This is a genomic window from Metabacillus sp. 84 (assembly GCF_050107715.1).
Lineage (GTDB): Bacteria > Bacillota > Bacilli > Bacillales > Bacillaceae > Metabacillus_B.
In genome coordinates, this window is sequence record NZ_JBNILN010000011.1 from 78306 (window position 1) to 102307 (window position 24002).

At 44.5% G+C, this 24002-nt stretch carries 27 protein-coding genes and 1 riboswitch; of the genes, 9 read left to right on the forward strand and 18 right to left on the reverse strand.

The window, feature by feature from the left end; genetic code table 11:
• Positions 1 to 19: 19 nt before the first annotated feature.
• From ACQCV8_RS16265 to ACQCV8_RS16305, 9 genes are all read right to left on the reverse strand, one after another.
• On the reverse strand, positions 20 to 994 hold the full coding sequence (locus ACQCV8_RS16265) for a DUF3231 family protein (protein ID WP_426846166.1): 975 nt from the start codon (positions 992 to 994) through the stop codon (positions 20 to 22).
• A 106-nt stretch (positions 995 to 1100) separates the two neighbouring features.
• Entirely contained in the window at positions 1101 to 1292 is a 192-nt protein-coding gene (locus ACQCV8_RS16270; RefSeq protein WP_426846168.1) for a hypothetical protein, read from the reverse strand.
• Positions 1293 to 1532: 240 nt separating this feature from the next.
• On the reverse strand, positions 1533 to 3659 hold the full coding sequence (locus tag ACQCV8_RS16275) for a heavy metal translocating P-type ATPase (protein ID WP_426846170.1): 2127 nt from the start codon (positions 3657 to 3659) through the stop codon (positions 1533 to 1535).
• A complete protein-coding gene (locus ACQCV8_RS16280) occupies positions 3652 to 4023 on the reverse strand; it encodes an ArsR/SmtB family transcription factor (RefSeq protein WP_426846172.1) in 372 nt (123 codons plus the stop codon). The genes ACQCV8_RS16275 and ACQCV8_RS16280 overlap by 8 nt, the downstream gene beginning before the upstream one ends.
• A gap of 274 nt (positions 4024 to 4297) precedes the next feature.
• The gene (locus ACQCV8_RS16285) at positions 4298 to 4645 is read right to left on the reverse strand and encodes a fluoride efflux transporter FluC (RefSeq protein ID WP_426846174.1); all 348 of its coding nucleotides are present in this window, start codon (positions 4643 to 4645) and stop codon (positions 4298 to 4300) included.
• Positions 4642 to 5025: a fluoride efflux transporter CrcB gene (crcB, locus tag ACQCV8_RS16290; RefSeq protein WP_426846176.1), complete on the reverse strand. Its 384-nt coding sequence runs from the start codon at positions 5023 to 5025 to the stop codon at positions 4642 to 4644. Before crcB ends, ACQCV8_RS16285 begins: the two co-directional genes overlap by 4 nt.
• 22 nt (positions 5026 to 5047) lie before the next feature.
• Positions 5048 to 5980 (reverse strand): nucleoside hydrolase, encoded by a 933-nt coding sequence (locus ACQCV8_RS16295; protein ID WP_426846178.1) that lies wholly within the window; start codon positions 5978 to 5980, stop codon positions 5048 to 5050.
• A gap of 182 nt (positions 5981 to 6162) precedes the next feature.
• Positions 6163 to 6915, reverse strand: a complete 753-nt coding sequence (locus ACQCV8_RS16300; RefSeq protein ID WP_426846180.1) for an anti-sigma factor — start codon at positions 6913 to 6915, stop codon at positions 6163 to 6165.
• Complete coding sequence (locus tag ACQCV8_RS16305) at positions 6905 to 7471, reverse strand: RNA polymerase sigma factor (protein WP_426846182.1); 567 nt, start codon at positions 7469 to 7471, stop codon at positions 6905 to 6907. Before ACQCV8_RS16305 ends, ACQCV8_RS16300 begins: the two co-directional genes overlap by 11 nt.
• 353 nt (positions 7472 to 7824) lie before the next feature.
• On the opposite strand from ACQCV8_RS16305, the gene ACQCV8_RS16310 reads away from it, so the two are divergent.
• Positions 7825 to 9288, forward strand: a complete 1464-nt coding sequence (locus ACQCV8_RS16310; RefSeq protein WP_426846184.1) for a potassium/proton antiporter — start codon at positions 7825 to 7827, stop codon at positions 9286 to 9288.
• 46 nt (positions 9289 to 9334) lie between these two features.
• Here the strand turns inward: ACQCV8_RS16310 and ACQCV8_RS16315 are convergent, their stop codons facing one another.
• The 4 genes from ACQCV8_RS16315 to ACQCV8_RS16330 form a co-directional block, all read right to left on the reverse strand.
• Positions 9335 to 9895 (reverse strand): sugar O-acetyltransferase, encoded by a 561-nt coding sequence (locus tag ACQCV8_RS16315; RefSeq protein WP_426846186.1) that lies wholly within the window; start codon positions 9893 to 9895, stop codon positions 9335 to 9337.
• Positions 9896 to 9906: 11 nt separating this feature from the next.
• Entirely contained in the window at positions 9907 to 10806 is a 900-nt protein-coding gene (locus ACQCV8_RS16320) for a cation diffusion facilitator family transporter (protein ID WP_426846188.1), read from the reverse strand.
• A 116-nt stretch (positions 10807 to 10922) separates the two neighbouring features.
• Complete coding sequence (locus ACQCV8_RS16325) at positions 10923 to 11270, reverse strand: DUF4440 domain-containing protein (RefSeq protein WP_426846190.1); 348 nt, start codon at positions 11268 to 11270, stop codon at positions 10923 to 10925.
• 67 nt (positions 11271 to 11337) lie between these two features.
• The gene (locus ACQCV8_RS16330) at positions 11338 to 11604 is read right to left on the reverse strand and encodes a YueH family protein (RefSeq protein WP_426846192.1); all 267 of its coding nucleotides are present in this window, start codon (positions 11602 to 11604) and stop codon (positions 11338 to 11340) included.
• Between the two features lie 302 nt (positions 11605 to 11906).
• Here ACQCV8_RS16330 and ACQCV8_RS16335 point away from each other — a divergent pair, with 302 nt between their 5' ends.
• Positions 11907 to 12137 carry a hypothetical protein gene (locus tag ACQCV8_RS16335; RefSeq protein WP_426846194.1) on the forward strand — a complete coding sequence of 77 codons (231 nt, stop codon included), beginning with the start codon at positions 11907 to 11909 and terminating at the stop codon, positions 12135 to 12137.
• A gap of 134 nt (positions 12138 to 12271) precedes the next feature.
• Here ACQCV8_RS16335 and ACQCV8_RS16340 read toward each other — a convergent pair whose 3' ends face one another.
• A complete protein-coding gene (locus tag ACQCV8_RS16340; RefSeq protein ID WP_426846196.1) occupies positions 12272 to 13168 on the reverse strand; it encodes a manganese catalase family protein in 897 nt (298 codons plus the stop codon).
• Positions 13169 to 13398: 230 nt separating this feature from the next.
• On the opposite strand from ACQCV8_RS16340, the gene ACQCV8_RS16345 reads away from it, so the two are divergent.
• From ACQCV8_RS16345 to lepB, 3 genes are all read left to right on the forward strand, one after another.
• Entirely contained in the window at positions 13399 to 13857 is a 459-nt protein-coding gene (locus ACQCV8_RS16345) for a DUF2243 domain-containing protein (protein WP_426846197.1), read from the forward strand.
• Positions 13857 to 14642, forward strand: a complete 786-nt coding sequence (locus ACQCV8_RS16350) for a cytochrome c oxidase assembly protein (RefSeq protein WP_426846199.1) — start codon at positions 13857 to 13859, stop codon at positions 14640 to 14642. Before ACQCV8_RS16345 ends, ACQCV8_RS16350 begins: the two co-directional genes overlap by 1 nt.
• A gap of 80 nt (positions 14643 to 14722) precedes the next feature.
• Positions 14723 to 15247, forward strand: a complete 525-nt coding sequence (gene lepB, locus ACQCV8_RS16355) for a signal peptidase I (protein ID WP_426846201.1) — start codon at positions 14723 to 14725, stop codon at positions 15245 to 15247.
• Between the two features lie 56 nt (positions 15248 to 15303).
• On the opposite strand, the gene ACQCV8_RS16360 is transcribed toward lepB, so the two are convergent.
• Complete coding sequence (locus ACQCV8_RS16360) at positions 15304 to 16269, reverse strand: L-lactate dehydrogenase (RefSeq protein WP_426846203.1); 966 nt, start codon at positions 16267 to 16269, stop codon at positions 15304 to 15306.
• Between the two features lie 239 nt (positions 16270 to 16508).
• Here ACQCV8_RS16360 and ACQCV8_RS16365 point away from each other — a divergent pair, with 239 nt between their 5' ends.
• From ACQCV8_RS16365 to ACQCV8_RS16380, 4 genes are all read left to right on the forward strand, one after another.
• Positions 16509 to 17339: an endo alpha-1,4 polygalactosaminidase gene (locus ACQCV8_RS16365; RefSeq protein ID WP_426846205.1), complete on the forward strand. Its 831-nt coding sequence runs from the start codon at positions 16509 to 16511 to the stop codon at positions 17337 to 17339.
• 81 nt (positions 17340 to 17420) lie between these two features.
• Positions 17421 to 18536, forward strand: a complete 1116-nt coding sequence (locus tag ACQCV8_RS16370; RefSeq protein WP_426846207.1) for a CdaR family transcriptional regulator — start codon at positions 17421 to 17423, stop codon at positions 18534 to 18536.
• 87 nt (positions 18537 to 18623) lie between these two features.
• Positions 18624 to 20036 (forward strand): glycolate oxidase subunit GlcD, encoded by a 1413-nt coding sequence (gene glcD / locus ACQCV8_RS16375; RefSeq protein WP_426846209.1) that lies wholly within the window; start codon positions 18624 to 18626, stop codon positions 20034 to 20036.
• Positions 20033 to 21364 carry a (Fe-S)-binding protein gene (locus tag ACQCV8_RS16380; protein WP_426846211.1) on the forward strand — a complete coding sequence of 444 codons (1332 nt, stop codon included), beginning with the start codon at positions 20033 to 20035 and terminating at the stop codon, positions 21362 to 21364. Before glcD ends, ACQCV8_RS16380 begins: the two co-directional genes overlap by 4 nt.
• A gap of 58 nt (positions 21365 to 21422) precedes the next feature.
• On the opposite strand, the gene ACQCV8_RS16385 is transcribed toward ACQCV8_RS16380, so the two are convergent.
• From ACQCV8_RS16385 to ACQCV8_RS16395, 3 genes are all read right to left on the reverse strand, one after another.
• Positions 21423 to 21917, reverse strand: a complete 495-nt coding sequence (locus ACQCV8_RS16385; protein WP_426846213.1) for an RDD family protein — start codon at positions 21915 to 21917, stop codon at positions 21423 to 21425.
• Positions 21918 to 22080: 163 nt separating this feature from the next.
• The gene (locus ACQCV8_RS16390) at positions 22081 to 22926 is read right to left on the reverse strand and encodes a dimethylarginine dimethylaminohydrolase family protein (protein WP_426846215.1); all 846 of its coding nucleotides are present in this window, start codon (positions 22924 to 22926) and stop codon (positions 22081 to 22083) included.
• Positions 22927 to 23040: 114 nt separating this feature from the next.
• On the reverse strand, positions 23041 to 23451 hold the full coding sequence (locus tag ACQCV8_RS16395) for a CBS domain-containing protein (RefSeq protein ID WP_426846217.1): 411 nt from the start codon (positions 23449 to 23451) through the stop codon (positions 23041 to 23043).
• 126 nt (positions 23452 to 23577) lie between these two features.
• Positions 23578 to 23716, reverse strand: a riboswitch (cyclic di-AMP (ydaO/yuaA leader).
• Positions 23717 to 24002: the final 286 nt, after the last annotated feature.

Sequence of the window (24002 nt, forward strand, 5' to 3'; positions counted from 1 at the left end):
TGTTCAGGAGAAACTTCAACTATCGTTTGGTAACCGCTTCCGGAATCTCTTCCATCCATTGATGTTCAATCATCATTCTTCCGCCTTGCTTGGCGAAGGAATAAATATCTCTGGCGGCCAGTGCCATTTTAAGAGGAAGATCCGGTCTAAGGCTATATGTCGTTCCCAGGGCGTTGCTTGTCAGTCCCAGGCTGCTGAAAAGGTTGACGAGGTACATAATAAGCTTGTCGGAGAAGGGTGCGGTTTTCGTCTCGGTAATCACTGCTCCCGGCAAAGCCGATACAGGGATCCCGCTGTGCTCCATTAATTTTCCGAACGATACATACAAATCAAATGCGAGCTTTTCTCCTTTTTTCAAATAGTTCCTGACTTCAGAATGAGTTACAACCTTGGCAAAGCCTTTCATCATCTGGGTGCCAAAATTATTATTTTCAACAATATGGTAAATAATCGCAAGCTCTATCGCGTTCAAGTTTCTCTTTTTAAAGTGAAAGCCGGATAAATAGCTGTCGGTTACGACAAATTTAGGATGATCAGGCATCTGTATAACAGGTGGAATGGACCCATTCCCTACTTGCAGAAGACAATTCGTACACATCCCGAATACTTTATTGGAATGAGCAGATGTTCTTGAAAAAAAATCATGGATATCGTTTCTATAGACCATTGAGAGGTGCACAGCGTTGAGTCCGATTCCGAGCTTCATGATCATACGCAAAAATCGGATATAAAAATACTGATCGAACAGCCTGTCTGCGTTCCTGTTTACATCGGTTTCGTTAAATCCCTCTGGAACTGCTGCCCCTGCTTGTTCTAAAAGCTGAGCGATTTCTTTTACGAATTTCGACTCTTCCTGATACGCGTACTGCAGAATGGAGGTGATGTCCTTTTGGGTTGTGACATCCGAAGCATGTTCTAAAATTCGGAGAAGCATCGTTTTTTTCTGGTACGTAGACCAGAGGTTACCTAATTCAGAAGAAGACATTGGTTTCATGCAGCAGGCCTCATTTCAGTAAAAATAGATACCGTTATTTTTCCATTAAGAGGCGTTTTTATGTTAAGAAATTAAAAAAGGTGGCCTTAGAATAGACCACCGGAGTTTATCTTTTTTTATTTTTCAGCGCTTTTGTAACAAGGTTTATGGCTTTTTTGGTTTGATCGGGATTTTTCTTGGCGTAATCCACGGCCTTTTTCAGAATGGATGTTTTGTTATTCATGATCTTCACCTTCTTTACCGTCAGTATACCATATTTCAGCAGGGCTGCATTTCCTTCTGCTTCAGCAATCTTCAAGCCAAGTTCTTTTCATCGGGTGGGGCCCATTGATTACAGTTGCATTATATTCACATAGTCATTCAGCTCTGCAAAGAATGCTTAAGGCTCTTCATCATGATGAATCCGGCACCCGTCTTATGTTCTTCGGCCGAGCCCTTCTTCTTTTCACCCGCCTGGCTGAATGTTCACCCCTCAAAAAGAAGAGCCTGCCTATGAGTAAAAGGCAAGCTCTTTTGTTAATGGTCCTATCCTTCCAGCCTAACGATCTTTGACCCTCAGCAGCCTCAATCCATTCAATGTGACAATCAAAGTAGCTCCCATGTCAGCAAAAATGGCAATCCATAACGTCAGCCAGCCTGGTACAACGAGAAACAGGGCGGCCAGTTTAATTCCCAGAGCGAAGATTATATTTTGTTTGATAATGCGCAATGCTTTTCTGCTCAAGCTGATTGTGAAAGGGAGCTTTTTCAAATCATCACTCATGAGAGCCACATCGGCGGTTTCAAGAGCGGTGTCCGTGCCGGCGCCCCCCATTGCGATTCCAATTGTGGAAGCAGCTAATGCGGGAGCATCGTTTACTCCATCTCCGACCATTGCGACACGTCCGGCTTTTTTTCTCATATCTTTTATAAGCTCCAGTTTGCCCTCTGGCATCAGTTCCGAACGGATTTCGTCTATACCCAATTCAGTTCCGACCGCTTCTGCTGTTATTCGGTTATCGCCGGTGAGCATAACCGTTTTTTCGATGCCAAGCTCCTTTAGTTTTTTCACTGCCTCCACACTGGTCTCCCTTACCTGATCGGCAATGGCTGAAATGGCGAGGATCTTTTCCTTCGTGCCAAACAGGATGACCGTGTTTCCCTTCCGCTGGAGAGCTTCAATCTGTTCTTTTATACCGGCGGCGTGAAAGCCGCTGGACCAGGTGCTAAAGAAAGAAGGACTTGCGGCGGCGTACTCTTTTCCTTCAATCGTTCCTTTGATTCCTTTACCCGTTATGGAAATAAAGTCATGCACGTTAATTTTTTCGAACATAACTCTGTCAAGGTCCGCTTTTTTCAAAATGGCGGCAGAAAGAGGATGGCGGGACTTATGTTCTAATGCAGCGAAATGAGCAAAATTCACTTCAGCGTTTCCAAATGCCTCAAAATGGACAACTTCCGGTTTACCGGCTGTTAAAGTCCCGGTTTTATCAAAAGCAATTGCTTTAAGGGAACCCATTTCTTCCAAATAGACGCCGCCTTTTATGAGTACGCCGTTTTTTGCTGCGTTTCCGATGGCCGTTACAATGGCAACAGGAGTAGACACTACCAGTGCGCAAGGACAGCCGACCACCAGGACAGCGAGACCCTGGTAGACCCATGTGTTCCAGTCAGCACCGCCGAATAATGGCGGCCCAATCATGACGAACAGCGAAATCAGAATAATGGCAGGTGTATAATATTTCGCAAACTGATCAACGAATGCTTGCGATGGGGCTTTCTCTGCCTGGGCTTCCTCAACAAGATGGATAATCTTAGCTAACGTTGTATCTTCGACCCTTTTTGTCACCTGAATTTCGAGTACCCCATCCTCATTGAGGGTCCCGGCAAATACTTCGTCCATTGGATTTTTTAGGGCCGGCATGGATTCTCCTGTTATCGCGGCCTGATTAACCGCAGACGATCCGTGTACAACGACTCCGTCCATTGCAATTTTTTGGCCGGGCCTGACGATCAGGATATCGCCTGCTTCTATGTCCTCTACGTCCACAATCCATTCTTTGCCGTTTCTTTTAACGGAGGCTTCTTTAGGTGCAATATCCATGAGGGAACGGATTGAATTCCTTGCTTTATCCATTGAATAGCGTTCAAGTGCTTCACTGATTGCAAACAGAATAACGACAATTGCCCCTTCGCTCCACTCTCCAATTATCGCTGCTCCAATAATAGCTATGGTCATTAAGGTCCGCATATCAAATTCCAGCCGGACCAAATTTTTCAGGCCGGTTAAAAAAAGGCCGGATCCTCCAATTAAAATGGAAGCAGCAAAGCTTAAGATCGTCAGGAGGTTATCTTCCCCGAGCCTGTATTGGAGCACAATAGCAGCGAATAGAAAGGCTCCGGCAAGAAGCAGCAGCATATATCGTCTCCAGAAAGGCTGTGCAGGTTCCTCTTCAGCCGCTGCACGAAGGCGGTCCGGCTGTATTCTTAAATTTTCGAATGCACCTGCATGTTCAATTTCTTCAATTGAAGCTGATCCGAACACGGTAAGCTTTGCAGCCCCAAAATTAACCTTTGCCTCATCCACTCCGCTGATCGCCTGAACATTCCGCTCAAATTTCCCCGCACAGTGAGCACACGTAAAACCCTGAACCCTGTATACGTTTTTATTCTGAGCTTCAGCCACGGGCAGTCACCTCTTCCTGATGGGCAAACGCAATTTCGATCAGCTGTTTCACATGGTCGTCATCAAGAGCATAATAAACCTGCTTTCCTTCTTTACGGAATCTGGCCAATCCCATTGTTTTTAGAAGACGCAGATGATGGGAAGCCGTTGCAGTGGATGATCCGGTAATTTCCGCCGCATCGCAAACGCAAAGCTCACCTTCCAAAAGCAGGGCATAGGCAATCTTCATCCTTGTTTCATCGGCTAAAGCTTTAAACAAATTGGCTACAGCCCCTGGATTTTTCACCTGAAGATTCTGTTTTATTTTTTCAATTTTTTCATTCGTTCCGCAAACGTCTGTACATTGATCCTTTAATTCTTCCATAAAAAAGGCCCCTTTATTCAAACGATTATTTGAATATAAGTTTAGTATGTATTTTCAGTATAGTCAAATGGTTGTTTGAACGTTCCTTGAAATAGTAAAATATCAGCACTCAGATTGTCTATTTTTTGTGTAATTTCCAAAAGCAGCGGCCTCTCCTTAACTTTTGGTTCCAATTAACCCAGCTTTTTATGATTTTTTTGCAAAAGAAAACCCCCGGATCATGGGGGTTGTTTCAACTTATTCAGCAGCACTTCAGCTCCCAGCTGCGGGAGTGTCAAAGACCTTTTCCTATCCAATAACCAACAAAAGCCAGGGCGATCCCACCTATATAAGATGCAGCCGCATACAGGAGAAACACCTTTATTTTTTTGCTTTCTGCCTGCATCCACAGCTCAAGATTCAGCGTTGAAAATGTTGTAAAAGACCCAAGAAACCCTGCCGCTGCGAATAAGGATGCATGCCCGGCTATTTCTGCTCCAGTCATGCATCCCAGTAAGAAGGCTCCAAGCCAGTTGACAAAAAGGGTGCCGATTGGAAATGTTTTCCTTTTTATTCTTTTACTTATAGCCGCTCTGGCTACCGTGCCGAGAAAGCCTCCGGCTGCGATGTATAGGTAAGTCATAAACGGGGCTGCCTTTCAGAAAGTTTTTTTCCCATTATAAATCCTGCTGAGGCAAACAAAAACCCTAAAATTGCACTGGATAAGACATATAGGACTGCTATTCCCAGCTTCCCTTTTTCAAGGAGCTGAACCGCTTCAACACTAAAAGCTGAAAAGGTCGTATAAGATCCAATCAGCCCGGTTCCAATTGGTGCAGCAAGTTGCTTCGGGAACTTGTCCAGACGAAAAACCCCGGCGGTTAAAAAGCTCAGCAGGAAACAGCCGATCATATTGGCTGTAAAGGTGCCTGCAGGAAAGGCTGATGCATTTCCCGCAAGACCGGTCAAATACCTGAGGATAGACCCTGCAGCACCTGCGATACCTATGGCAAGATAATTCATGTTTCCTCCGTTTTTTCATTCATTATACCTTATTCACCATGATTTTTATAAAATCAGAAATAAAATGGCGGTAGTCGAACTGCAGCCCGATGAATCGTTTGCTTCCGTCATTACGGCTGGAGCTTCTTAAATCTGCTTCACTTGTTCCGCGTCCCTCCTGGCAGGTTAAAACGGTAATTTTCCGTTCTTTTGTCAGGACAAAGGCAGGGTTCATCAATTGATAAAACGGGATCACGTCATGGATAGGGGCTCCTTTCATTCCAGGGTTCATTTTTTGATAGTAGGCAGAATAATAATCGGTCACAGGCGGGATCAGATTTTTGAAAGGTGAAGCAGACTGGTTATAAATAAAATTGGCTATCTCTCTTGTGACGATTGCTGAATTGGTGATGTTCAGCGGGGAGATGACCACCTCAGCAGCGTATTTCAGCACTACATTGGCTGCAATCGGATCTCCATGAAAGTTTGCTTCCGCCATCGGGGTTACGTTTCCCGGCACCAAAAAAGCTCCGCCCATCAGACTGATTTTTTTCACTTTCGTCATGAGACTTTGATTTAAGTTGAAGGCTGCAGCCAAGGATGTGCTTCTGCCAACATCAACGATGACCAAATCCTGGATATTCCCCTCAATGATTTTGTATAAATAGTGAAATTCCTGATAATTTCCTTGTACAGACCCTGGCGGCCGGATCGGGCCAAGTCCTTGTGAACCATGAATTTCCGGATAATACACCGTATTCTCTCCGGATAAAGGGAATTCAGCACCGGATATGACCGGTATATCATAACGGCCTGCCAGACCTGCCAAATAAGCTGCGTTCACAGTTGCCTGATCCTTCGATACATTTCCATAGCTTGTTACTATTCCGAGCAGCTCAATATCAGGATGCATAAGCGCATAAATAATCGCAAGAGAATCATCGATTCCGGGATCGCAGAATAAGAGAACCTTCATTCCATCACCTCTGTGTATTACGTATGGATCGAGGCTTCGGAATAGACCGCATCAAGTAAAAAAGAGCCGTTTGAACCAGTTTCGTTCATTAGTTTAGGCACATGGAATCAGGGGTATTTTCTTTATACATATCCTCAAAAAAGAAAAAACAGAAGGCCGGCTTTGCCTTCTGTTTTCATTTCCTAACTTTTCCCGGCTAATAGAACTTTCCCTCTCGGGGCGGGAAGGTTCGGTTCGTTCTCTACCGTTATTGCAACCGTATCCCAATCAAATTCTTCGTTATCCACCTCATATACCAGCGCACCGTTTCCATTTTCATCCGGTTTAAAATGCCCGGCTGGAACTGGCTGATCGCCTTTAATAAGCCAGACCTGATATAACTCTCCCTCTTTTATTTCAGGCAGGCCATCTGCCTGAAGAACCATAAATTGATTATCTTTTTCCTGAAGAAAAGAAGCAGTTGCATTAACTGAATCCTGTCCTTCCATGGACGCCAGCGTCACTTTTTTCTGCAGGGCCTCGCTTTGGAGAATGGATTCTCCTTTATCTTCTGTAAGCTGTATGACGTTCGCTGCAAGCGATAGCACCAGACCTGCTGCCAGACTGCCGATCAGCAGAGCATGACTTCGCTTTGGTTTCTTTAATTCAGGTTCATTATGAATAGGCTTATTCAAAAGCTGCTGCTCAAGCTCTGAAGGTGCTCCTTCCTGCTGTTCTTCTTCATATGCCGCCTCCAATATTCTGCTTTTAAGACCTGCTGGCGGATCAGCTGGTTCAGAAAGGAAAGGAAGGTCCTCAGTCAGATTCTGCAGCTCTTCCAGCTCTTCCCTGCATTCTTTGCAATCTGCAAGATGGCGTTCAAATTCTGCCGCCTCTTTCTGCGTTAAGGCTCCATTAAAATAATCAATTAAATCATGGCATCTTTCATGCTTCATAATCGGACCTCCCTCCTTTCTCCATTGTTTCCCTTAGATGTTTTAGTGCAAGGCGGATTCTTCCTTTAACTGTCCCAAGCGGAATCCCGCATTTTTCGGAGATGTTCTGCTGGCTGAAGCCTTTAAAGTAAAAGAGGTCAATAACCTTTTGCTGATCTGGATTGAGATTGGCTACGGCCTTCCGGATTTCTGCTTTTTCTTCATTCCACTCTGCCATTATATCAACCGGCTTTTCATCGCTGATCAAGGCATCCTTATCCTGCAGTTCATAATGTTCGTGTTTTGCATATTTTCTTATCATATCAATCGCCTTATTTCGTGTAATAGTAAGCAGCCAGGATGAAAACTTTCCCTTCTTTGAATCGAAGGCATGGGTTCCATTCCATAGTTTTACGAAAACATCCTGCATCACTTCCTCGGCTAAACCATGATCTTTGGTTATTTTGTAAGCAAAGGAAAACAGCAGCTTTTCATAGCGGTCATAGAGAGTTTCAAAGGCCTGCTTATCTTTTGCAGCAAGCCGCTCGTAAAGTACTGCGTCATTTTTTTCGACCATAGTTATCTCCTTTATCGTTAGGGCTAAGAAAAAAATACCATATATAATACCTAAAGTGGAAATGGAATGGTCTATATAGGTAACGGAAAAATAATGAAAACAGATCATTGTTCACAGGCTTTTTTTATCCTTGCTGTTTGCCTTGAGCAAATGGAGAGTGTTCAATCGAAAGTTTGTGTATAATTAAATGGAATCCTTCCCTCATGATGCTCCTTCTTTAACCCTCTGCTATACAGCGTTTAAGCCGCTTCTGCGGCTAATGTGCGATTCATTTACCAGCATTATATCAATTACTCTGCGGACTGATTCTGAGTGAACAGCAGGATTTTTGGAAAGAAAGGTGTTCGGTTAGATTGAATTTTTCTATAGACAGCATCATTTTTGTACTTGCGTTATTACTCATCATTGGTGTATTAACAGCCAAATTTTCTACAAGGCTCGGACTGCCTGCATTGGTATTCTTCGTAGCTGTTGGAATGGGCCTTGGAGGCTACGTTTATTTTGATAACGCAAAAATTACACAGCTATTTGGTATTTTAGCATTAATCATCATCATTTTTGAAGGCGGAATCCAAACAAGGTGGAAAGATCTTCGCAGCGTGCTTAAGCCTGCAGGCTCGCTTGCAACGGTAGGAGTCCTAGTCACTACTGTTGTTGCAGGGCTCTTTGCTAAATTTATACTGGATTTAAGCTGGCTGGAAGGGCTCTTGTTTGGTGCAATCGTAGGTTCAACTGACGCTGCAGCTGTATTTTCCGTATTGGGCAGTAAAAACATCCGCAAAAAACTTACCTCCACGCTTGAAGCAGAGTCAGGATCCAATGACCCTATGGCTTTGTTTCTGACCGTAACACTCGTTGAGCTGATTCAGCATCCCGAAGCTAATGCCGGAACACTGATCCTGACTTTCTTTTGGGAAATGGGCTTCGGTTTAATCATGGGGTACTTAGTAGGGAAGGGATCCGTATGGCTGATTAATAAAATTGACCTTGATTCCTCAGGGCTCTACCCCGTTTTGACACTTGGACTGGCCATTTTAGCTTATGGTGTAACAACGACCCTTCATGCCAGCGGGCTGCTTGCCGTTTATGTGACAGCGGTTATCATCGGGAATTCTCCACTTTCATACCGGCACAGCATCATCCGTTTCCACGAAGGATTTGCGTGGATGATGCAGATTCTCATGTTTATTCTTCTCGGTCTGCTTGTGTTTCCTGAACAGCTGGTCGAAGTCACGTGGTCCGGAATATTGCTTGCATTCCTTCTCATGCTCGTTGCACGGCCTTTAGGTGTCTTTATCAGTATGATGTTCAGTAAATATTCATTTAAGGAAAAGCTGTTTATTTCCTGGGCGGGGCTTAGAGGAGCGGTTCCCATTGTTCTGGCAACTTACCCGCTTATGGCCAACATCGAAAACGATAATCTCATCTTCAATGTCGTTTTCTTCGTCGTCCTGCTTTCCGCCTTGTTACAGGGAGCAACGATTTCTCCCCTTGCAAACAGGCTTAAGCTCTCAGAAGGGGAAACGAAGGTGCAAAGCCATACGCTTGAACTCGTCTCCATCGGGAAAACAAATAATGAACTGATTGAACTGGAAATACCGAAGGAAACCCCTTATGCGGGCATTGAATTGAAAAACATTGATTTACCGACAGATACGCTCATTACCGGAGTTATCCGCGGGGAAAGGCTGATCACCCCGCGTGGAGATACCATCCTTCAAGGGAAAGATACTCTTTACATTCTTGTCTCTAAAAAAAACCGGGATACCATTCAAGAGCTGTTTGAGGAAAAAGAGAGCGATGATTCTGTTTCATGAAAAAAGGACCTGAAAACAGGTCCTTTTTTTGATTCCTGATTCCTGCTTAAAGCTCAATCTCTTTCAGCACCCTTGCAGGATTTCCGCCGACAACACAATTCGGCGGCACGTCTTTCACGACAACGGCCCCGCCTGCGATAACCGCATGATCGCCAATCGTGACACCTGGATTAATGACTGCCGCCCCGCCAATCCATACGCTGTCCCCGATGGAAACCGGTTTCCCATACTCTTTTCCGCTATTGCGCTCTGCAGGGTGCAGCGGATGGGTAGCCGTATAAATATGGACACCGGGACCAAGCATGCAATGGCTGCCAAAGCGAATCTCACATACATCCAGGAAGACACAGTTGAAGTTAGCAAAAAAGGCTTCTCCTGTATGAATGTTATAGCCGTAATCACAGCGAAAGGACGGCTCAAGCCAGATTTCCTCTCCAGTAGAACCGAATAGCTCTTTTATAATGCGGACTCTTTCCTCCTCTGCTGAATCTTCTGTTTCATTCAGCAGCCGGGTCAGCCGTCTGGCGATTAGGCGTTCCTCCATCAGCTGCGGGTCATTGGCTTTATATAATTCGCCCGCCAGCATTTTTTCTTTTTCTGTTTTCATTTGCTCCCTCCCTAATTGCAATGGTCATGGCTGGTTTGGTTTTCTTCATCTATTTGTATGGTTGTATGATGCAAATCAAACTCTTCACGCAGAAGCTGATTTGCAAGCTTAATGATTTGCTTCCCGCTGGATCCTTCCCGAACCGCCAAATGGCAGCTCAAGGCAGGGAAATCGGATGTGATGGACCAGACGTGCAAATCATATACACCGCATACACCATCTATTTTGACCAGTCTTTCTTTTACCGCATCTATCGGTATATTCGGCGGCACACCCTCCATTAATACATGGAAGGAATCCTTTGTTACTCTCCACCCGCTGACCGCTATTAATCCGGCTGTGAAAATACTGGCAACAGGATCTGCTGCTCCCCAGCCAAAAAAGAGAATGAGGAATGCGGCGATAATGGCCCCCGCTGAACCCAGGAGATCTCCTAGCACATGGAGAAATGCACTTCTGACGTTTAAATTGTCCTTTTTATCACCCCTCATCAAAATAAAGGCGGCTGCGGCATTTACAAGGAGACCGAGAAACGAAATAACAAGCATTCCCGTACCGGCAATCTCAGGCGGCGAAGAGAATCTTTTGACAGCCTCCCAGATAATTAGAAGAGAGAGTATCATCAAAGTGAGCCCATTTATAAATGCAGCCAGAATTTCAAATCTTTTGTAGCCATAGGTTTTGGATGCGTCTGCCTTTTTTACGCCGAACTGAATGGCAAAAAAGCTCAATCCAAGTGCTGCGGCATCGGAAAGCATATGTCCGGCATCTGAAAGCAGAGCCAGACTGTTGGTCAGGATTCCGCCGACAACTTCGACCAGCATAAAAACGGCTATTAATAGGAACGCCTGTAAGAGAGCGTTTTTATTGCTTGTTCCGTGATGATGCTGATGATCATGATTGTGTCCCATATTGTCCTTCACCTTTTTTAGTGTTTTCCCTTATATTCTCCTTGATCTGGCAAAAATGAACATGATCGTAAACAGTTTACGCCATTGCATTCATGAACTGATTTCGGTCTGTATGTTTATTCCTTTATGATGGTCCCCTGGTGGAAAGTCATCTGCCACGTATCGTTATGTTTTTTCCAGATAGAGCTTCGCATGGTTATTTTGAATTGCCCCTCATGCAAGATTCTATAGAAGGTTTGTACCATCTCTTCGCTTAAGAGACGGCATGAAAATTCTGAGAGCTTCATAGCTGGAGTTTCCAGCCCGTCTAAACAATCGTGCTTGTTTTTAATCATTCCAGAGCTGGTAATTTCGATGAATTCCTTCGCGATCAGTCTGTTCAATTCCAGGATGTCCTGGCGTGTTTCAGGCTGAAGCAGCCGTTCTTCAAGAATTTTAATATGCCCGCTTAGCTCTTTTTCCATCAGTATGCTCCTTTCATCAACAATCAGCCGCTGGGGAAATTTCAAAAAAAAGACCGGAATCCCGGTCTTAAAGTACTTCGTTCATTGTATTGAATTTCTTGACCATACCAATGATGGCTTTTGCCAGCTCATCCGTATTCCCTTCAAACATATGAAAGTTTAACGAGGATTGAAGGTGCACAAATTGCTCATGAAGATCATCTATTTGGTTAAACTTTGCTGACCAGTGAATATCAGGGACTGCTGCAACATATTGTCCAGTGGCTGTTTGGTGCAAAAATACTTCGGCTACCCGATTACCGGATAAAACCATCTTTTCAAGAGCCGTGTTCATTTGCATCATTCCTATCTGTCCGAAGATTTCCGAACGTTCGTTTCTATTATAACACAGATAAAAACTTTGCATAACCACTGGAAGCGAATGTTAAACCTGTTTTTGGGAATTGCGCCCTTTTACCTATTTTACTCAATACTCCAGCATCCATTGACGTTCCGCTCAGTACCCAATCTGGGGATTTTTAACGCAATGTTGATATTCTGTTTATTTTCCAAACAACAGGTCTCAGCACATCATCCGGTTTAAGTGAGCCACAGACGGGAAGAGACAAACAACCTTAGAATGAGGAGGAATCAGGCATGAGTGAAAAAACGTTAAATGAGGGACAGAACTATACTGCACGCAGCCTGGAAACGTACCTTTCAGAGAATGACGCAGTCCTGGTTTCCAGCAATAACAGCAGCCTGTTCAAAGATCCGGATAGGGAATACAAAGTGGTTAAAGAAATGGAAGGTTTTTTTGAGCATAAAGAAAACGAAGGCAGCAGTGGATTTACTGAGAAAAGAACCTATTATGTAGAAAAGGTGTAAGTGATTTCTTTTAAACTCCCACGGCTGAATCTTACATCCGGAGGCCGCAGTCCGATGCCTAGAAAAAATGACCCCGCATTCAGCGGGGTCATTTTTATAATGTCTGGGAGGTGTTTCAAACCTATTCTTTTCTATTATATTCCTGCAGATTTTTTCAGACGGTCTGCAATTTGCATAAATTCATCAGGCCCGATACCAGGGGCGAACTGCTGCGGCAGCTCATGATACTCCGGGGTTTCAAATCCTTCCGGCATGCCAGCGTGCACCGATAAAGGCTGCCCGTCAATCGGATGAGTCCCTTTCCAAATCTGGTCGATTGATTGATAATCTGCTTCGCTCCATGTATATAACTTTGTATGCCGGCCCTCTTCTTCATACTTTCTGGCATGGTCAAAGCGTTTATTATCCAAGTCGGGGATCGGCAGTAATTTTCCAATCTCCACTCCTGTAGCAGCCTCAATCGCCTTTGCATAGGCTACAACGTGAACACCTCCGCGGACTAGAAGGTAGCCGACCATTTCTCTGATTACCGGGCTCTCAGTCATCTCGTATACTCTCATTTTATGTGTGCGTGCTCCGCATTCCAAAAAGAAATTGTGAAGCAAATCCAAAATCAGATTTCCGCTGTTGAACACATTGTCTCCTGTCCAGGGCTGTCCGGAAGATGAAACCGGCAATGCGGATTGTGCAGCAGGGACAAAGTGGAATTTATTCGGCATAGAACTTGCTGCTTTTAACGGGGCACTGTCTGGCTCTCCCTCACTCGTAACACCCTCTAATGATGAATTAATCGCGTGACTTACTAATTCGACATGGCCAAGCTCCTCGGCAGTAATGCTTGAGACTAAGTCAAAAAATGGGCGCAGCTTCTTTTTGCCGCGGAAATTAAAGGATTGAAACATATAATTGTTCAGAGTCGACATCTCTCCGAACTTCCCCCCCAATAATTCCTGTGCGGCAGCGGCGCCTTCCGGGTCTGGATGTTTAGCGGCAGGAAGATCAATAAGCAGCTTATCAAATCTTGCAAACATTTCATCACCCCTATTAATAGTAAAGTCTTTAGTCTATACCCTGTAAAAAATTGGACAAACCGCCTGCTGAACAATTTTCACCTCACACTACCTGTCCTCCCGCTTTTGCTGCAGGCGTTTCACCCCCGTTCATGGGGGGGGGAAATCTTTCTTTTTCTTTATGGACGTTTACATCCACTTTTAGAAGGATATACAAAAAATAACGGCTAACAGCGGAATGGAGGACTAATATGGAAAAAAGAATCTCGCTTTCCGGCCGGAATGCCTGGTCTGGAGTCCTGTTCGGTCTTGGAATGGTAGCTTTTATTGATGAAACGATTTTCCATCAGCTGCTTCATTGGCATCATTTTTACGATAAATCCACTACGAATGCCGGATTGGTATCGGATGGCCTGTTTCATTCCTTTAGCTGGTTTGCGACAGTAGCTTCTTTATTTATGGTGGCAGATTTGAGAAGAAGGAACTCATGGCGGGTCAAGCGCTGGTGGGGCGGGGTTTTAACCGGAGCCGGTTTCTTTCAGCTTTATGACGGTACGATACAGCATAAAGTGATGGGCCTGCATCAAATTAGGTACAACGTGAACATTTTGCCTTATGATCTGGTCTGGAACATAACTGCTCTTCTTATGCTGGCAGCGGGAGCGTATTTGCTGATTAAAACAAAGAGAAATCGCGGAGCCGGCGGCTGATGCATCATCATCATGCAAACCCAGACCTTTATTTGGCAGGTCAGATATTGCTGGCATTGCCTTTTTTTGCCTCCTTGGTTCTGTATGTGCTGGCAGCCAGTAAGCAAAAGAATTGGCCGGGTTACAGGATTTGGCTTTGGGCAGCAGGATCTGCCGCATCACTCTTTTCTGTAGCCGGTCCCCTGGCTGAGCGTGCATTATCGGATTTTACTGCTCATATGATCAGTCACCTTCTTTTGGGCATGCTGGCACCGGTGCTCATGGCAATTGCTGCACCTCTGACTCTCGTTTTCCGATCAGTCCCTGTCCAAACCGGCAGAAAGCTATCCGCAATTCTTAGAAGCGCTCCAATCCGATGGCTTGGAAACCCTATAACCGCCTCCCTGCTGAACATCGGAGGCTTGTGGATCCTCTATACTACTGATCTTTACGGGTGGATGCACCAGCTATTATGGCTTCATATCCTTATCCACCTTCATATCTTTCTAGCCGGTTATCTGTTTACCATTTCATTTATTACGATCGATCCTCTCGCTCATCGGTCCTCATATACATTCCGAAGCATTGTACTGGTACTGGCTTTTGCAGGCCATGGCATTCTTTCTAAGTATGTATACGCGCACCCGCCAAGCGGTGTAGGCAAGGACCAGGCAGAAATCGGCGGAATGCTCATGTACTACGGCGGTGATGCAATTGACATCTTTATAGCAGTCATCTTTTGCTTCCAATGGTATAAAGCAGCGCGTCCGAGGCCAACTCTTCACAAGGAAGCAAACACCCTCTAAATAATGGAAAAAAAGAATACACTTCCTGTCTTCCAAGGTGTAGAATAGGAGCTGGAAATATCCGCTTGAGGAGGGGCCGTATGAAAAAACGCACGAAAGAGTTACTGTCACTGGCGGGTTCTTTACTGGCAGCTGTTATTGTGGCGTTTATATGCCGGGAATTTATTTTCACCCCCGTTACCGTAGAAGGAAAATCAATGATGCCTACTTTTGAAAACAATAACCGGATTATTGTTTCCAAGCTTAGTCAAATTGACCGCTTCGACATGATTGTCTTTCATTCACCTCTAACCCGGGATGATTACATTAAGAGAGTCATCGGTCTTCCCGGGGATACAATTAAAATTAAAAATGACAATCTTACCATCAACGGGAAAACGTATAGTGAACCCTATCTCGAATCCAACAAAGAAGGACTTGCCCCGCGCGAGAATCTTACGGAGAATATAGAAGTAACGGTTCCTGATGGATACCTGTATGTATTGGGGGATAACCGCCGCGGCAGCATGGACAGCAGAGTTTTCGGCTGCATTTCAAAAGAATCGGTAGTCGGGGAAGCTAAATTCAGGTTCTCTCCCATTGAAAAAATCGGAACGCTAAAATAAATATAAACGCAGCTGTGCCCGGCAGGCACAAGCTGCGTTTTACTCTTTAGCAGCTATTATTTAACATGGACTTCTTCAAAATAAGGCGCAAGAGTTTTTCTTAGGACAGCAGCGCTTTGAGCAAACTTCTCTTTCTCTTCCTTATTCAGATCCAGCTCAATGACTTCGCGGATCCCGCGTCTATTAATGACAGAAGGAACCCCAATATATACGTGCTTTTCTCCGTATTCCCCTTCAAGCAGAGCAGATACCGTCAATACACTGTTCTCGTTATGAAGGATGGCCTTTGTTATCCGGACAAGGCCCATTGCAATGCCGTAAAAGGTTGCTCCCTTCCTTTTTATGATTTCATACGCTGCATCTCGTACATGAACAAAAATCTCATCCAGATCTTCTTTTTTACAAGCTTCATCGCGTTCAATCCGTTTTAAAACCGGCACCCCGCCCACATCTGCTGCGCTGTATACCGGCAGTTCACTGTCTCCATGCTCTCCAATGATGTACGCGTGCACATTATGAGGAGCAACCTTAAAATACTCGCCCAGCTCAAACCGGAACCGTGCTGTATCGAGAATCGTGCCAGAACCAATCACCCGTTCCTTCGGAAGACCGCTGTATTTCCAGACAGCATAGGTTAGAATATCGACAGGATTCGTAGCCACAAGGAAGATCCCATCGAAGTCCGCTGCCATTACCTGATCTGTAATGCTTTTAAAGATCGTTAAATTTTTCTCTACTAAATCCAGCCTGGTCTCACCTGGCTTTTGATTGGCACCGGCACACACCACCACTAAATCTGCAGCTGAACAATCCTCATAGCTGCCCTGCCTGATCGCTGTCGGGTATGGAGCAAAAACCTTTCCATGATTCAAATCCATTACATCGCCCATAGCTTTTTCTTCATTCATATCAATCATAATCAATTCATCTGCAATCCCCTGATTCATAAGTGCAAAAGCATAGCTAGATCCGACAAATCCTGTTCCAATCAAAACAACACGGTTTGTTCTTTCGCTTGCCATAATGACTCATCCTTTCAGAAATCGAGAGTTTATTCAAGAATTTCACTTCATTGTGAATTAATTCACATGTTTATTTTACACCTTATATTGGAAAATTCAAATAGGCAGAAACGAAGATATTTGTCTATTTTGTTTCAGATTCTACAGCTGCAGTCACCCGCTGCGAAGCAATCAAGTTTTCCAGTGGGAAGTATGGTAGGTTAGAAAGAGAAGTAAGCATTCTAAAAGGAAGTGGCAAGTTGAAGAAGAAAATAATCGTACTCATTTGTACAGGAGCTGTTCTCATGCTTTCTTTCTGGTTCTTTTATCATTCAGGAAAACCCGTTAATCCGCTTGCGGATGTAACCCGCTATAAAATCTATTATGGATCTCCCAATGAAAAAATTATTAAAAAGCTTGCTGAGTTCCCTCTGGTGATCATTGAGCCTGTATTTTATTCCGGGAAGCAAATCAGCGAGATCCAAAAAGATGGCACGCTGGTTTACGGCTACATAAACTCGATGGAAGCCGACCGCTGGAATCATGATCTATTTAAGAAATTCACAGAACAGGACTTTTTTAAAAAGGATGGGAAAAAGGTCTATATAGAAGAATGGGATGCCTATTTAATGGATATGAAATCAACGGGATACCGTACGAAGCTACTGAACGAAGCAGACAAACAGATTTCTGATAAACAGCTTGACGGTGTTTTTATGGATACTGTGGGGGATATTGATGACTATTTTGCTGATGATCCTAAAGAAATGAATGCTCAGCAGGAAGGGCTCATTCTTCTCTTTCAGGACCTGGAAAACCGCGGCCTCTCCATCATCCAAAACTGGGGGATGAATACCGCTGCCAAAACTGCACCCTATATTGATGGCTTTATGTGGGAGGGTTTTCAATATACGAAAATCAGGGAGGATCAATGGTCTTTAAATTGGATAAAAAAAATGCGCGGCTTGTCAGATGAGCACGGGTTCAAAATTTTTACCGTTTCAAGCAAGGAGAAAGCAAAGAGTGCAAAATATTCAGCTGATCATGGATTTGTTCACTTTTATACACCGAAGGACTATCAGGAATGGTAAAAGATTTTGACAGGCTGATGCGCAAGGAAATGGAGTACCGGGACTATCCTTCTATTAAAACCCTTCAAAGGAGTGCAATCGATGCTGTTGCCTGATTTAGCGGACAAAATTGTGGAAGAAGTCAAAAAAGTAATTCATGAAGATGTCATTGTCGTTTCTTCTGAAGGAACCATTATTGCCAGTACAGACGAAAGAAGAAAAGGAAGCTTTCATGAAGGCGCCAGAACAGCCTCTGTCGGGAAACGGAATGTCATCATCTCAACAGAAGATGAAAAGAAGCTTTCCGGAGTAAAGGCTGGCATGAATCTGCCGGTTTTCTTTCAGGGGGAGGTTGCCTGTGTAATCGGAATTACCGGGTCGCCAGAGCGCATCTTGCCTTTAGGGGAAGTAGTCCGCAAAATGACAGAGCTGCTTATAAGGGAAAACTATTACTCAGAGCAGCTCAATTGGGAGGCCCGCAGCAGGGAAGCCTTCATCTTTGATTGGATCCAGCTGAAAGAATGGTCTGATCCGTTTATCAGACGGGCTCAGGTATTGCATATTGATCTGCTGCCTCACAGAATGGCGGCGATTGCTGTATTTCAAGAGGAAGCCCTTTTCCACAAAAAAATTTCCGCGATTCTGCAGACGTGGCAGAACAGCCACCAGGAGGATATCTTCGTACGATGGGGTCACAACCGGATTGTGATGCTTTTTCAAGCAGAAAATCCAGCCTATACCAAAAGCAGAATCGCGGCATATCACACTTATTTGGAGGAACAGCTCAATCAGCCTGTTTATCTCGGTGCTGGAAAAACTGTCAAACCCCAAAGGCTATCAGAATCTTATATCCAGGCTGAAAGAGCCCTAAAATCTTCAGGAGTAAAGCGCAGAGTGATTTTTGATGAAGATTTGACGGTCGAAATGCTGCTATGCGAAGTCCGGCCGGAAACAAAGGAAGAGTACATTGAACGGATTCTATCCCCGCTGCTGCCTGAGAGAGACCTGTACCAAACCCTTATCATGCTTTTTGAGAAAAACCATTCACTCAAAAAAACAGCAGAAGGACTGCATATCCATATCAACACCTTACATTACAGGCTGAAGAAAATAGAAGAGCTGACGTCTTTGAATCCATCGAGTATCAACGATGCCCTTATTCTCTATCTCGCTGTTCTGCTCATGGATGATCACCCAAAACCTAATGGTATATTCTAATCTATTTTTATAGGAATCTACATAGCGGGCTGAGCCCGCTTTCTTTTATACTGTTAGAAAGCGCTTACTTATAAAGGTGGGATTGATATGCTGAACGCAGAATTCAAAGAAAGATTGATTGCCGCTGTCGGCAAAAGCAACGTAGAAGACTCGAACGCAAGCCGTCTTGTCTATTCCTATGATGCGACACCGAATTTCCAGGCGCTTCCGGAAGCTGTCGTATCACCCAGATCTGCTGGAGAGGTATCCCAGGTAGTCAAGCTTTGCGGACAATACAGTGTCCCGATTGTGCCTAGAGGATCCGGTACGAACCTTTGTGCCGGGACCTGCCCGACAGAAGGCGGGATTGTCCTCCTATTTAAGCACTTGAACAAAATTCTTGAAATCGATGAAGAAAACCTGACTGTCACAGTTCAGCCTGGGGCGCTTACTTTGGATATCATCCATGAAGTTGAAGCAATTGGACTGTTTTATCCTCCAGATCCCAGCTCTATGAAAATTTCTACAATCGGAGGAAATATCAGTGAAAATTCCGGAGGACTGCGCGGACTGAAATACGGTGTTACCCGTGATTATGTTATGGCTTTAGAGGTTGTTCTCGCTAATGGAGACATCATCCGGACAGGGGGAAAGCTTGCGAAAGACGTGGCAGGCTATGATTTTACCCGTTTGTTTGTCGGCTCTGAAGGAACACTTGGAATTGTAACTGAGGCAACACTGAAGCTGATCCCAATGCCGGAATCAAAAAGCACGATGCTCGCCATGTATCAGGATCTGGAAGCAGCCGCAAAATCCGTTTCAGCCATTATCTCCGGAAAAATCATTCCTGCAACGCTTGAATTTTTAGATCAGCCGACCTTGAAGGCAGTCGAAGACTTCGCCAATATTGGACTGCCGACGGATGTGAAAGCGGTTCTGCTTATAGAGCAGGACGGTCCTGAAGATCTTGTAGCAAGGGATATGCAAAAAATGGCGGACATCTGCAAAAAGGAACAGGCCGTTTCGGTTCAGCTTGCGCAAACGGACCAGGAAGCAGAAGCACTGCGGACTGCGAGGCGGTCAGCCTTATCCGCTCTTGCCCGATTGAAACCTGCAACCATTCTCGAGGATGCGACTGTACCAAGATCCGAAATAGCAAACATGGTCAGAGCCATCAATGAAATTGCGTTGAAATACCGGGTTCAGATTTGTACGTTCGGACACGCAGGCGACGGGAACCTCCATCCAACTGCTGCAGCCGATGCCCGGGACAATGACGAAATGGAACGGGTTGAAAAAGCATTTGCAGAAATATTTGAAAAAGCAATAGAACTCGGCGGGACCATTACCGGAGAGCATGGAGTCGGTGAAATGAAGGCACCTTATCTCGAATTAAAATTAGGGGCAGCTGGCATATCGGCAATGAAAGCTGTTAAAAACGCGCTGGATCCCGGCAACATCATGAACCCGGGGAAAGTATTTGCGAAAGACACAAGAAAAAGGGTGGTCGTGTCATCATGACAACAGAACAGGAAAGGGAAAAAATACAAGACCAGTTCAAGCAGCGCATGAATGAAGATGAACTGCTGAACTGTATGAGATGCGGCTTCTGTCTTCCCTCCTGCCCGACATATATCGAGTCAGACTTTGACGAAGCCCACTCACCAAGAGGAAGGATCGCTTTGATGAAGGGCGTCGTCGATGGATTGATCGAACCTGATGAAGATGTGGAGCGGTCATTGGATCTTTGCCTTGGCTGCCGGGCATGTGAGCCGGTTTGTCCATCAGGTGTGAGGTACGGACATTTACTGGAGGAAGCACGCGATATTATCAATCAAAATAAAAAGCATTCCCTTCCTGTCAGGGTGTTGAGGAAGGCTGCATTCCACCATTTGTTCCCCCATCAGAGCAGGATGAGAAATATCACCGGTCTGCTTGGGTTTTATCAGCGGTCGGGCTTGCAGAAGATTGCCCGGAATATCGGGGTTCTGAAGCTGTTTCCTGAAACGCTGGCGACAATGGAGAAAGTGCTCCCTCCCGTACCGCCGATGAAAGAATTGAAAAATCGTCCTGAATTCCTGCCCTCTCAAGGAGCGGCCTCTAAACGTGTGGCCTTTTTCAGCGGCTGTTTAATGGATACGATGTTTATGGACACCAATAATAAGACCGCCAAGCTCCTTCAGGCAGCTGGCTGTGAGATCGTCATTCCGAAAAACCAGGCATGCTGCGGGGCCCTTCACGGACATAGCGGAGAAAAAGCGGAAGCAAAAGAGCTTGCAAAACGAAATATTCAGGCTTTTGAGAATCTGAATGCAGACTATATCATCACCAATGCAGGCGGCTGCGGAGCCTTTCTTATTGAATATGGTCATCTCCTGCAGGATGAACCGGACTGGCGGGAAAGGGCAGAAGCGTTTTCCGCAAAACTTAAGGATTTTACAGAGGTGCTGATTGAGTGCGGGTTTCATCACAGCATCCCTCTTTCTCTCTCCTCCAGGGTAATTACCTATCAGGATTCCTGCCATCTTAAGAATGTCATGCGCACCTCCTCCGCTCCCAGAAAACTGCTTCATGCCATTAAAGGAGCCGAGCTCAGGGAGATGAAGGATGCAGACCGCTGCTGCGGGTCAGCCGGAATTTACAATATTGTTGAATCAGAGATGAGTATGCAAATTCTTGATCATAAAATGGAGCAGGCAAAAGCCTCACATGCAGCGGTAATCGCAACCGCCAACCCTGGATGCCTTCTGCAAATGCAGCTCGGGATTGAACGGGAAGGGCTCAGCGATAAAATGAAAGCATATCATCTTGCAGATATACTGTATGAAGCAATGGAAAAAGGAGGCTAAGCCTATATAAGGGACATAGTCCACTGCAAAACCCAGTAACGGAGGTGCCTAATCCAGGTCAGTTCCTTTCTTTCACCGCCACTCTGGTTCCTGATGCCCAATCATGAATGAATTTTCTGTCATGATTTAAAAAAGGGACAATCAAATAAACCAAGGCGGCACCATTTGCAGCGTAGGCAACCATGATTATGACCAGCTCTGGCAAATCGGTCGGCAAAAAAAATCTCCAAACGGCAAAATGAGCCATCTCCCAAGGTAAAAATTTTATCATCGATCGAACAAGTGACCTGGATAGACTTACCCCTGTATTTACTGAGCCCGCTACTCTTAATTTTGCTGCTCTTTTCCCCAGGGTCGTCTGAAATGGAGAAGCTTCAAAAATGCTAAAGTACAAATACACAGGCAACGTTAAAATAAAAAAGCTGCTAAGATGCGCAGTAAACGCATTACCCATAAACAAAGGCGATAACAGAGGAGATAAAAGACCCAATACCATCCCATATCCCACTATGATTATGTAGTCAATCAAAAAAGCAGTGAAACGGCGCCTCATAAACATTCCCCCCCTCTTTATGTAGATCATATGCGTTACAGGTAAAACACTGATCCATATCAGGGTTGATTTTTCATGAGGGAGGGATACGTTGGATTTACTTTAAGTGTGAAATAAGAGAATGGGTGCAGCCGCTATTTATTGCATAGCCTAAAGGCGCAGCTTATCCCCTTAACAACGGAAGAGTACAGCATCGGAAAGCGCCACCTGATTTAATAATTTCCGATAGATCGGCTTCGATGATTTCATAACCAAGTTTCTTCAGCTGATTATTTGTGTGCTTGTTACCTGGCAGGGCGATCAGCTTCTTATAGTCGATCGAGAGCACATTCACACCCAGTCTGAATTGATCCTCTTCGTTTACTTCAATCATGTTAAATCGTGCCGACAGCTTATCAATTTCATCCTGATTAAGTGCCGGTGGATATAAAAGCGCTTCATTTTCCGAAATAATATTAAACACACAATCCAGATGGAGGTATTCTTTTTTAATCGGAACAGGAACGATTTCATACCCCGGCAAATAATTTTGAAGCAGTGGAACACTCTCAGAGGAAGTTCTTTCGCTGATCCCTACATAAACGGTCCGGCCATGAATGAGGACATCTCCCCCCTCAATTCCAGCCCCCTTCAAATCCACGAATTCAGCATCTGCGTTTGTCAGCCATTCCTTTAATAAAGCTTCTTCTCCAAACCTGATGTCCATTTCCATATTGGCAATAAATATCTTCCTTCCGATCGTAAACCCTATATCTCTTGTGAACACTTGCTCGGGGTACTTTTCAGACGGTTCCAGAAGGTGCGTCTCAATACCCTGAGACTCAAGAATCCGGACAAACTCTTTATGCTGCCTGGCAGCCTTTTCTGTGTTTAATTTTTCATGCTGATAATGTTTTTGTGTCTCATTAATAACCTCTTCAATTTTCAAATATTTCGCAGGGCACAATAAAACATGCTTCAATGGAGCAAATTCGGTTTCGCAGTAGATCTGGAACTCAGATTCAGACATCGATAATCCTCCCAGTAAGCTAATGATTATGAGAATTAGTGTCTCCATATAGATGCCAGTTAACCCATTACGAGTGCGAAGCTATCGGTTTATATGAAATACATCCATAAATGTTCAGATTTTGTTAAAGAGCTGCTCCGCACAATATTCAATAATTTCCCTCCTGCGGATAATACCGATAAATATCCCCTGATCATCCACTACAGGAACAAAATTCTGTTCCATTGCCCTGGAAATAATCTCTTCCATTTTGGCATGTATGGGAACAGGTTCGTTCGTTCGGTGCAGTTCTATTTCACTGATACTGATTCTATTCGTCGTGTCAAAAGTTAAGTTGGGAGTATTTTTTAATTTCCAAAGCAAGTCGCCTTCCGTAAGGGTGGCAACATATCTTCCTTCATCATCTAAAAGCGGAAGGGCCGTATAACGGTGGTATTCCATCTTTTCCAGCGCCTGTCTCATGGTCGATTGAACGGGCAAGTGAATGACTTCTTTTTTTGGGAGCAAGAAAAACGCTATGTTCATTTTGCATATTAACCCCTTTTTGATTTCGTATATAGTTCGGCAATACAAAAAGACCGTCGATTTCCAAAAGGCAAAAGCTGCAGAAAAAAACAGCATAAAAAGCCCTTTAGAACAAGGCGGTCTCGTGACCTCCTTCGCTTTAGCCTGCGAAGTTAGCTGACGGGCAGGATGGCGAAAGAGTTCTTTCATCCCTTCTATAAATAGAATTAGCCCCTGAAAATTGGTTCCTCCGCTCCCGCTGTGCGGGATTAAGCCATTTACATTTTCATGTCTATATTACTCTCACCCATAGCCCTATGTAAATGTGAGATTTTTACTATAAGCCAGCCTGTGATTCATTGCCGTTCCAATATCCGGAATTTGCTCTGAATTTCATACTTTTGCGGAAGATTATGACTTTTTACTTGTTCCTATTAAGAAAACGAATTCATTTTTTTCAATTAACCCCTTTCTTATTAGTTGGAAATCAGTATAATAGGAAAGGGCATTCGACGTCATTAATCGACAGTTTTTTCTGCAGCCGTGTGCTAGCTTGGGAAAGTTTGGGTAAA

Coding starts and splice junctions, on each gene's coding strand:
- ACQCV8_RS16265 (WP_426846166.1), bottom strand. CDS start 994: ATGAAACCAATGTCTTCTTCTGAATTAGGTAACCTCTGGTCTACGTAC.
- ACQCV8_RS16280 (WP_426846172.1), bottom strand. CDS start 4,023: ATGGAAGAATTAAAGGATCAATGTACAGACGTTTGCGGAACGAATGAA.
- ACQCV8_RS16285 (WP_426846174.1), bottom strand. CDS start 4,645: ATGACTTACCTATACATCGCAGCCGGAGGCTTTCTCGGCACGGTAGCC.
- crcB (WP_426846176.1), bottom strand. CDS start 5,025: ATGAATTATCTTGCCATAGGTATCGCAGGTGCTGCAGGGTCTATCCTC.
- ACQCV8_RS16295 (WP_426846178.1), bottom strand. CDS start 5,980: ATGAAGGTTCTCTTATTCTGCGATCCCGGAATCGATGATTCTCTTGCG.
- ACQCV8_RS16300 (WP_426846180.1), bottom strand. CDS start 6,915: ATGAAGCATGAAAGATGCCATGATTTAATTGATTATTTTAATGGAGCC.
- ACQCV8_RS16305 (WP_426846182.1), bottom strand. CDS start 7,471: ATGGTCGAAAAAAATGACGCAGTACTTTACGAGCGGCTTGCTGCAAAA.
- ACQCV8_RS16315 (WP_426846186.1), bottom strand. CDS start 9,895: ATGAAAACAGAAAAAGAAAAAATGCTGGCGGGCGAATTATATAAAGCC.
- ACQCV8_RS16320 (WP_426846188.1), bottom strand. CDS start 10,806: ATGGGACACAATCATGATCATCAGCATCATCACGGAACAAGCAATAAA.
- ACQCV8_RS16325 (WP_426846190.1), bottom strand. CDS start 11,270: ATGGAAAAAGAGCTAAGCGGGCATATTAAAATTCTTGAAGAACGGCTG.
- ACQCV8_RS16330 (WP_426846192.1), bottom strand. CDS start 11,604: ATGAACACGGCTCTTGAAAAGATGGTTTTATCCGGTAATCGGGTAGCC.
- ACQCV8_RS16335 (WP_426846194.1), top strand. CDS start 11,907: ATGAGTGAAAAAACGTTAAATGAGGGACAGAACTATACTGCACGCAGC.
- ACQCV8_RS16340 (WP_426846196.1), bottom strand. CDS start 13,168: ATGTTTGCAAGATTTGATAAGCTGCTTATTGATCTTCCTGCCGCTAAA.
- ACQCV8_RS16345 (WP_426846197.1), top strand. CDS start 13,399: ATGGAAAAAAGAATCTCGCTTTCCGGCCGGAATGCCTGGTCTGGAGTC.
- ACQCV8_RS16350 (WP_426846199.1), top strand. CDS start 13,857: ATGCATCATCATCATGCAAACCCAGACCTTTATTTGGCAGGTCAGATA.
- lepB (WP_426846201.1), top strand. CDS start 14,723: ATGAAAAAACGCACGAAAGAGTTACTGTCACTGGCGGGTTCTTTACTG.
- ACQCV8_RS16360 (WP_426846203.1), bottom strand. CDS start 16,269: ATGGCAAGCGAAAGAACAAACCGTGTTGTTTTGATTGGAACAGGATTT.
- ACQCV8_RS16370 (WP_426846207.1), top strand. CDS start 17,421: ATGCTGTTGCCTGATTTAGCGGACAAAATTGTGGAAGAAGTCAAAAAA.
- glcD (WP_426846209.1), top strand. CDS start 18,624: ATGCTGAACGCAGAATTCAAAGAAAGATTGATTGCCGCTGTCGGCAAA.
- ACQCV8_RS16380 (WP_426846211.1), top strand. CDS start 20,033: ATGACAACAGAACAGGAAAGGGAAAAAATACAAGACCAGTTCAAGCAG.
- ACQCV8_RS16385 (WP_426846213.1), bottom strand. CDS start 21,917: ATGAGGCGCCGTTTCACTGCTTTTTTGATTGACTACATAATCATAGTG.
- ACQCV8_RS16390 (WP_426846215.1), bottom strand. CDS start 22,926: ATGTCTGAATCTGAGTTCCAGATCTACTGCGAAACCGAATTTGCTCCA.
- ACQCV8_RS16395 (WP_426846217.1), bottom strand. CDS start 23,451: ATGAACATAGCGTTTTTCTTGCTCCCAAAAAAAGAAGTCATTCACTTG.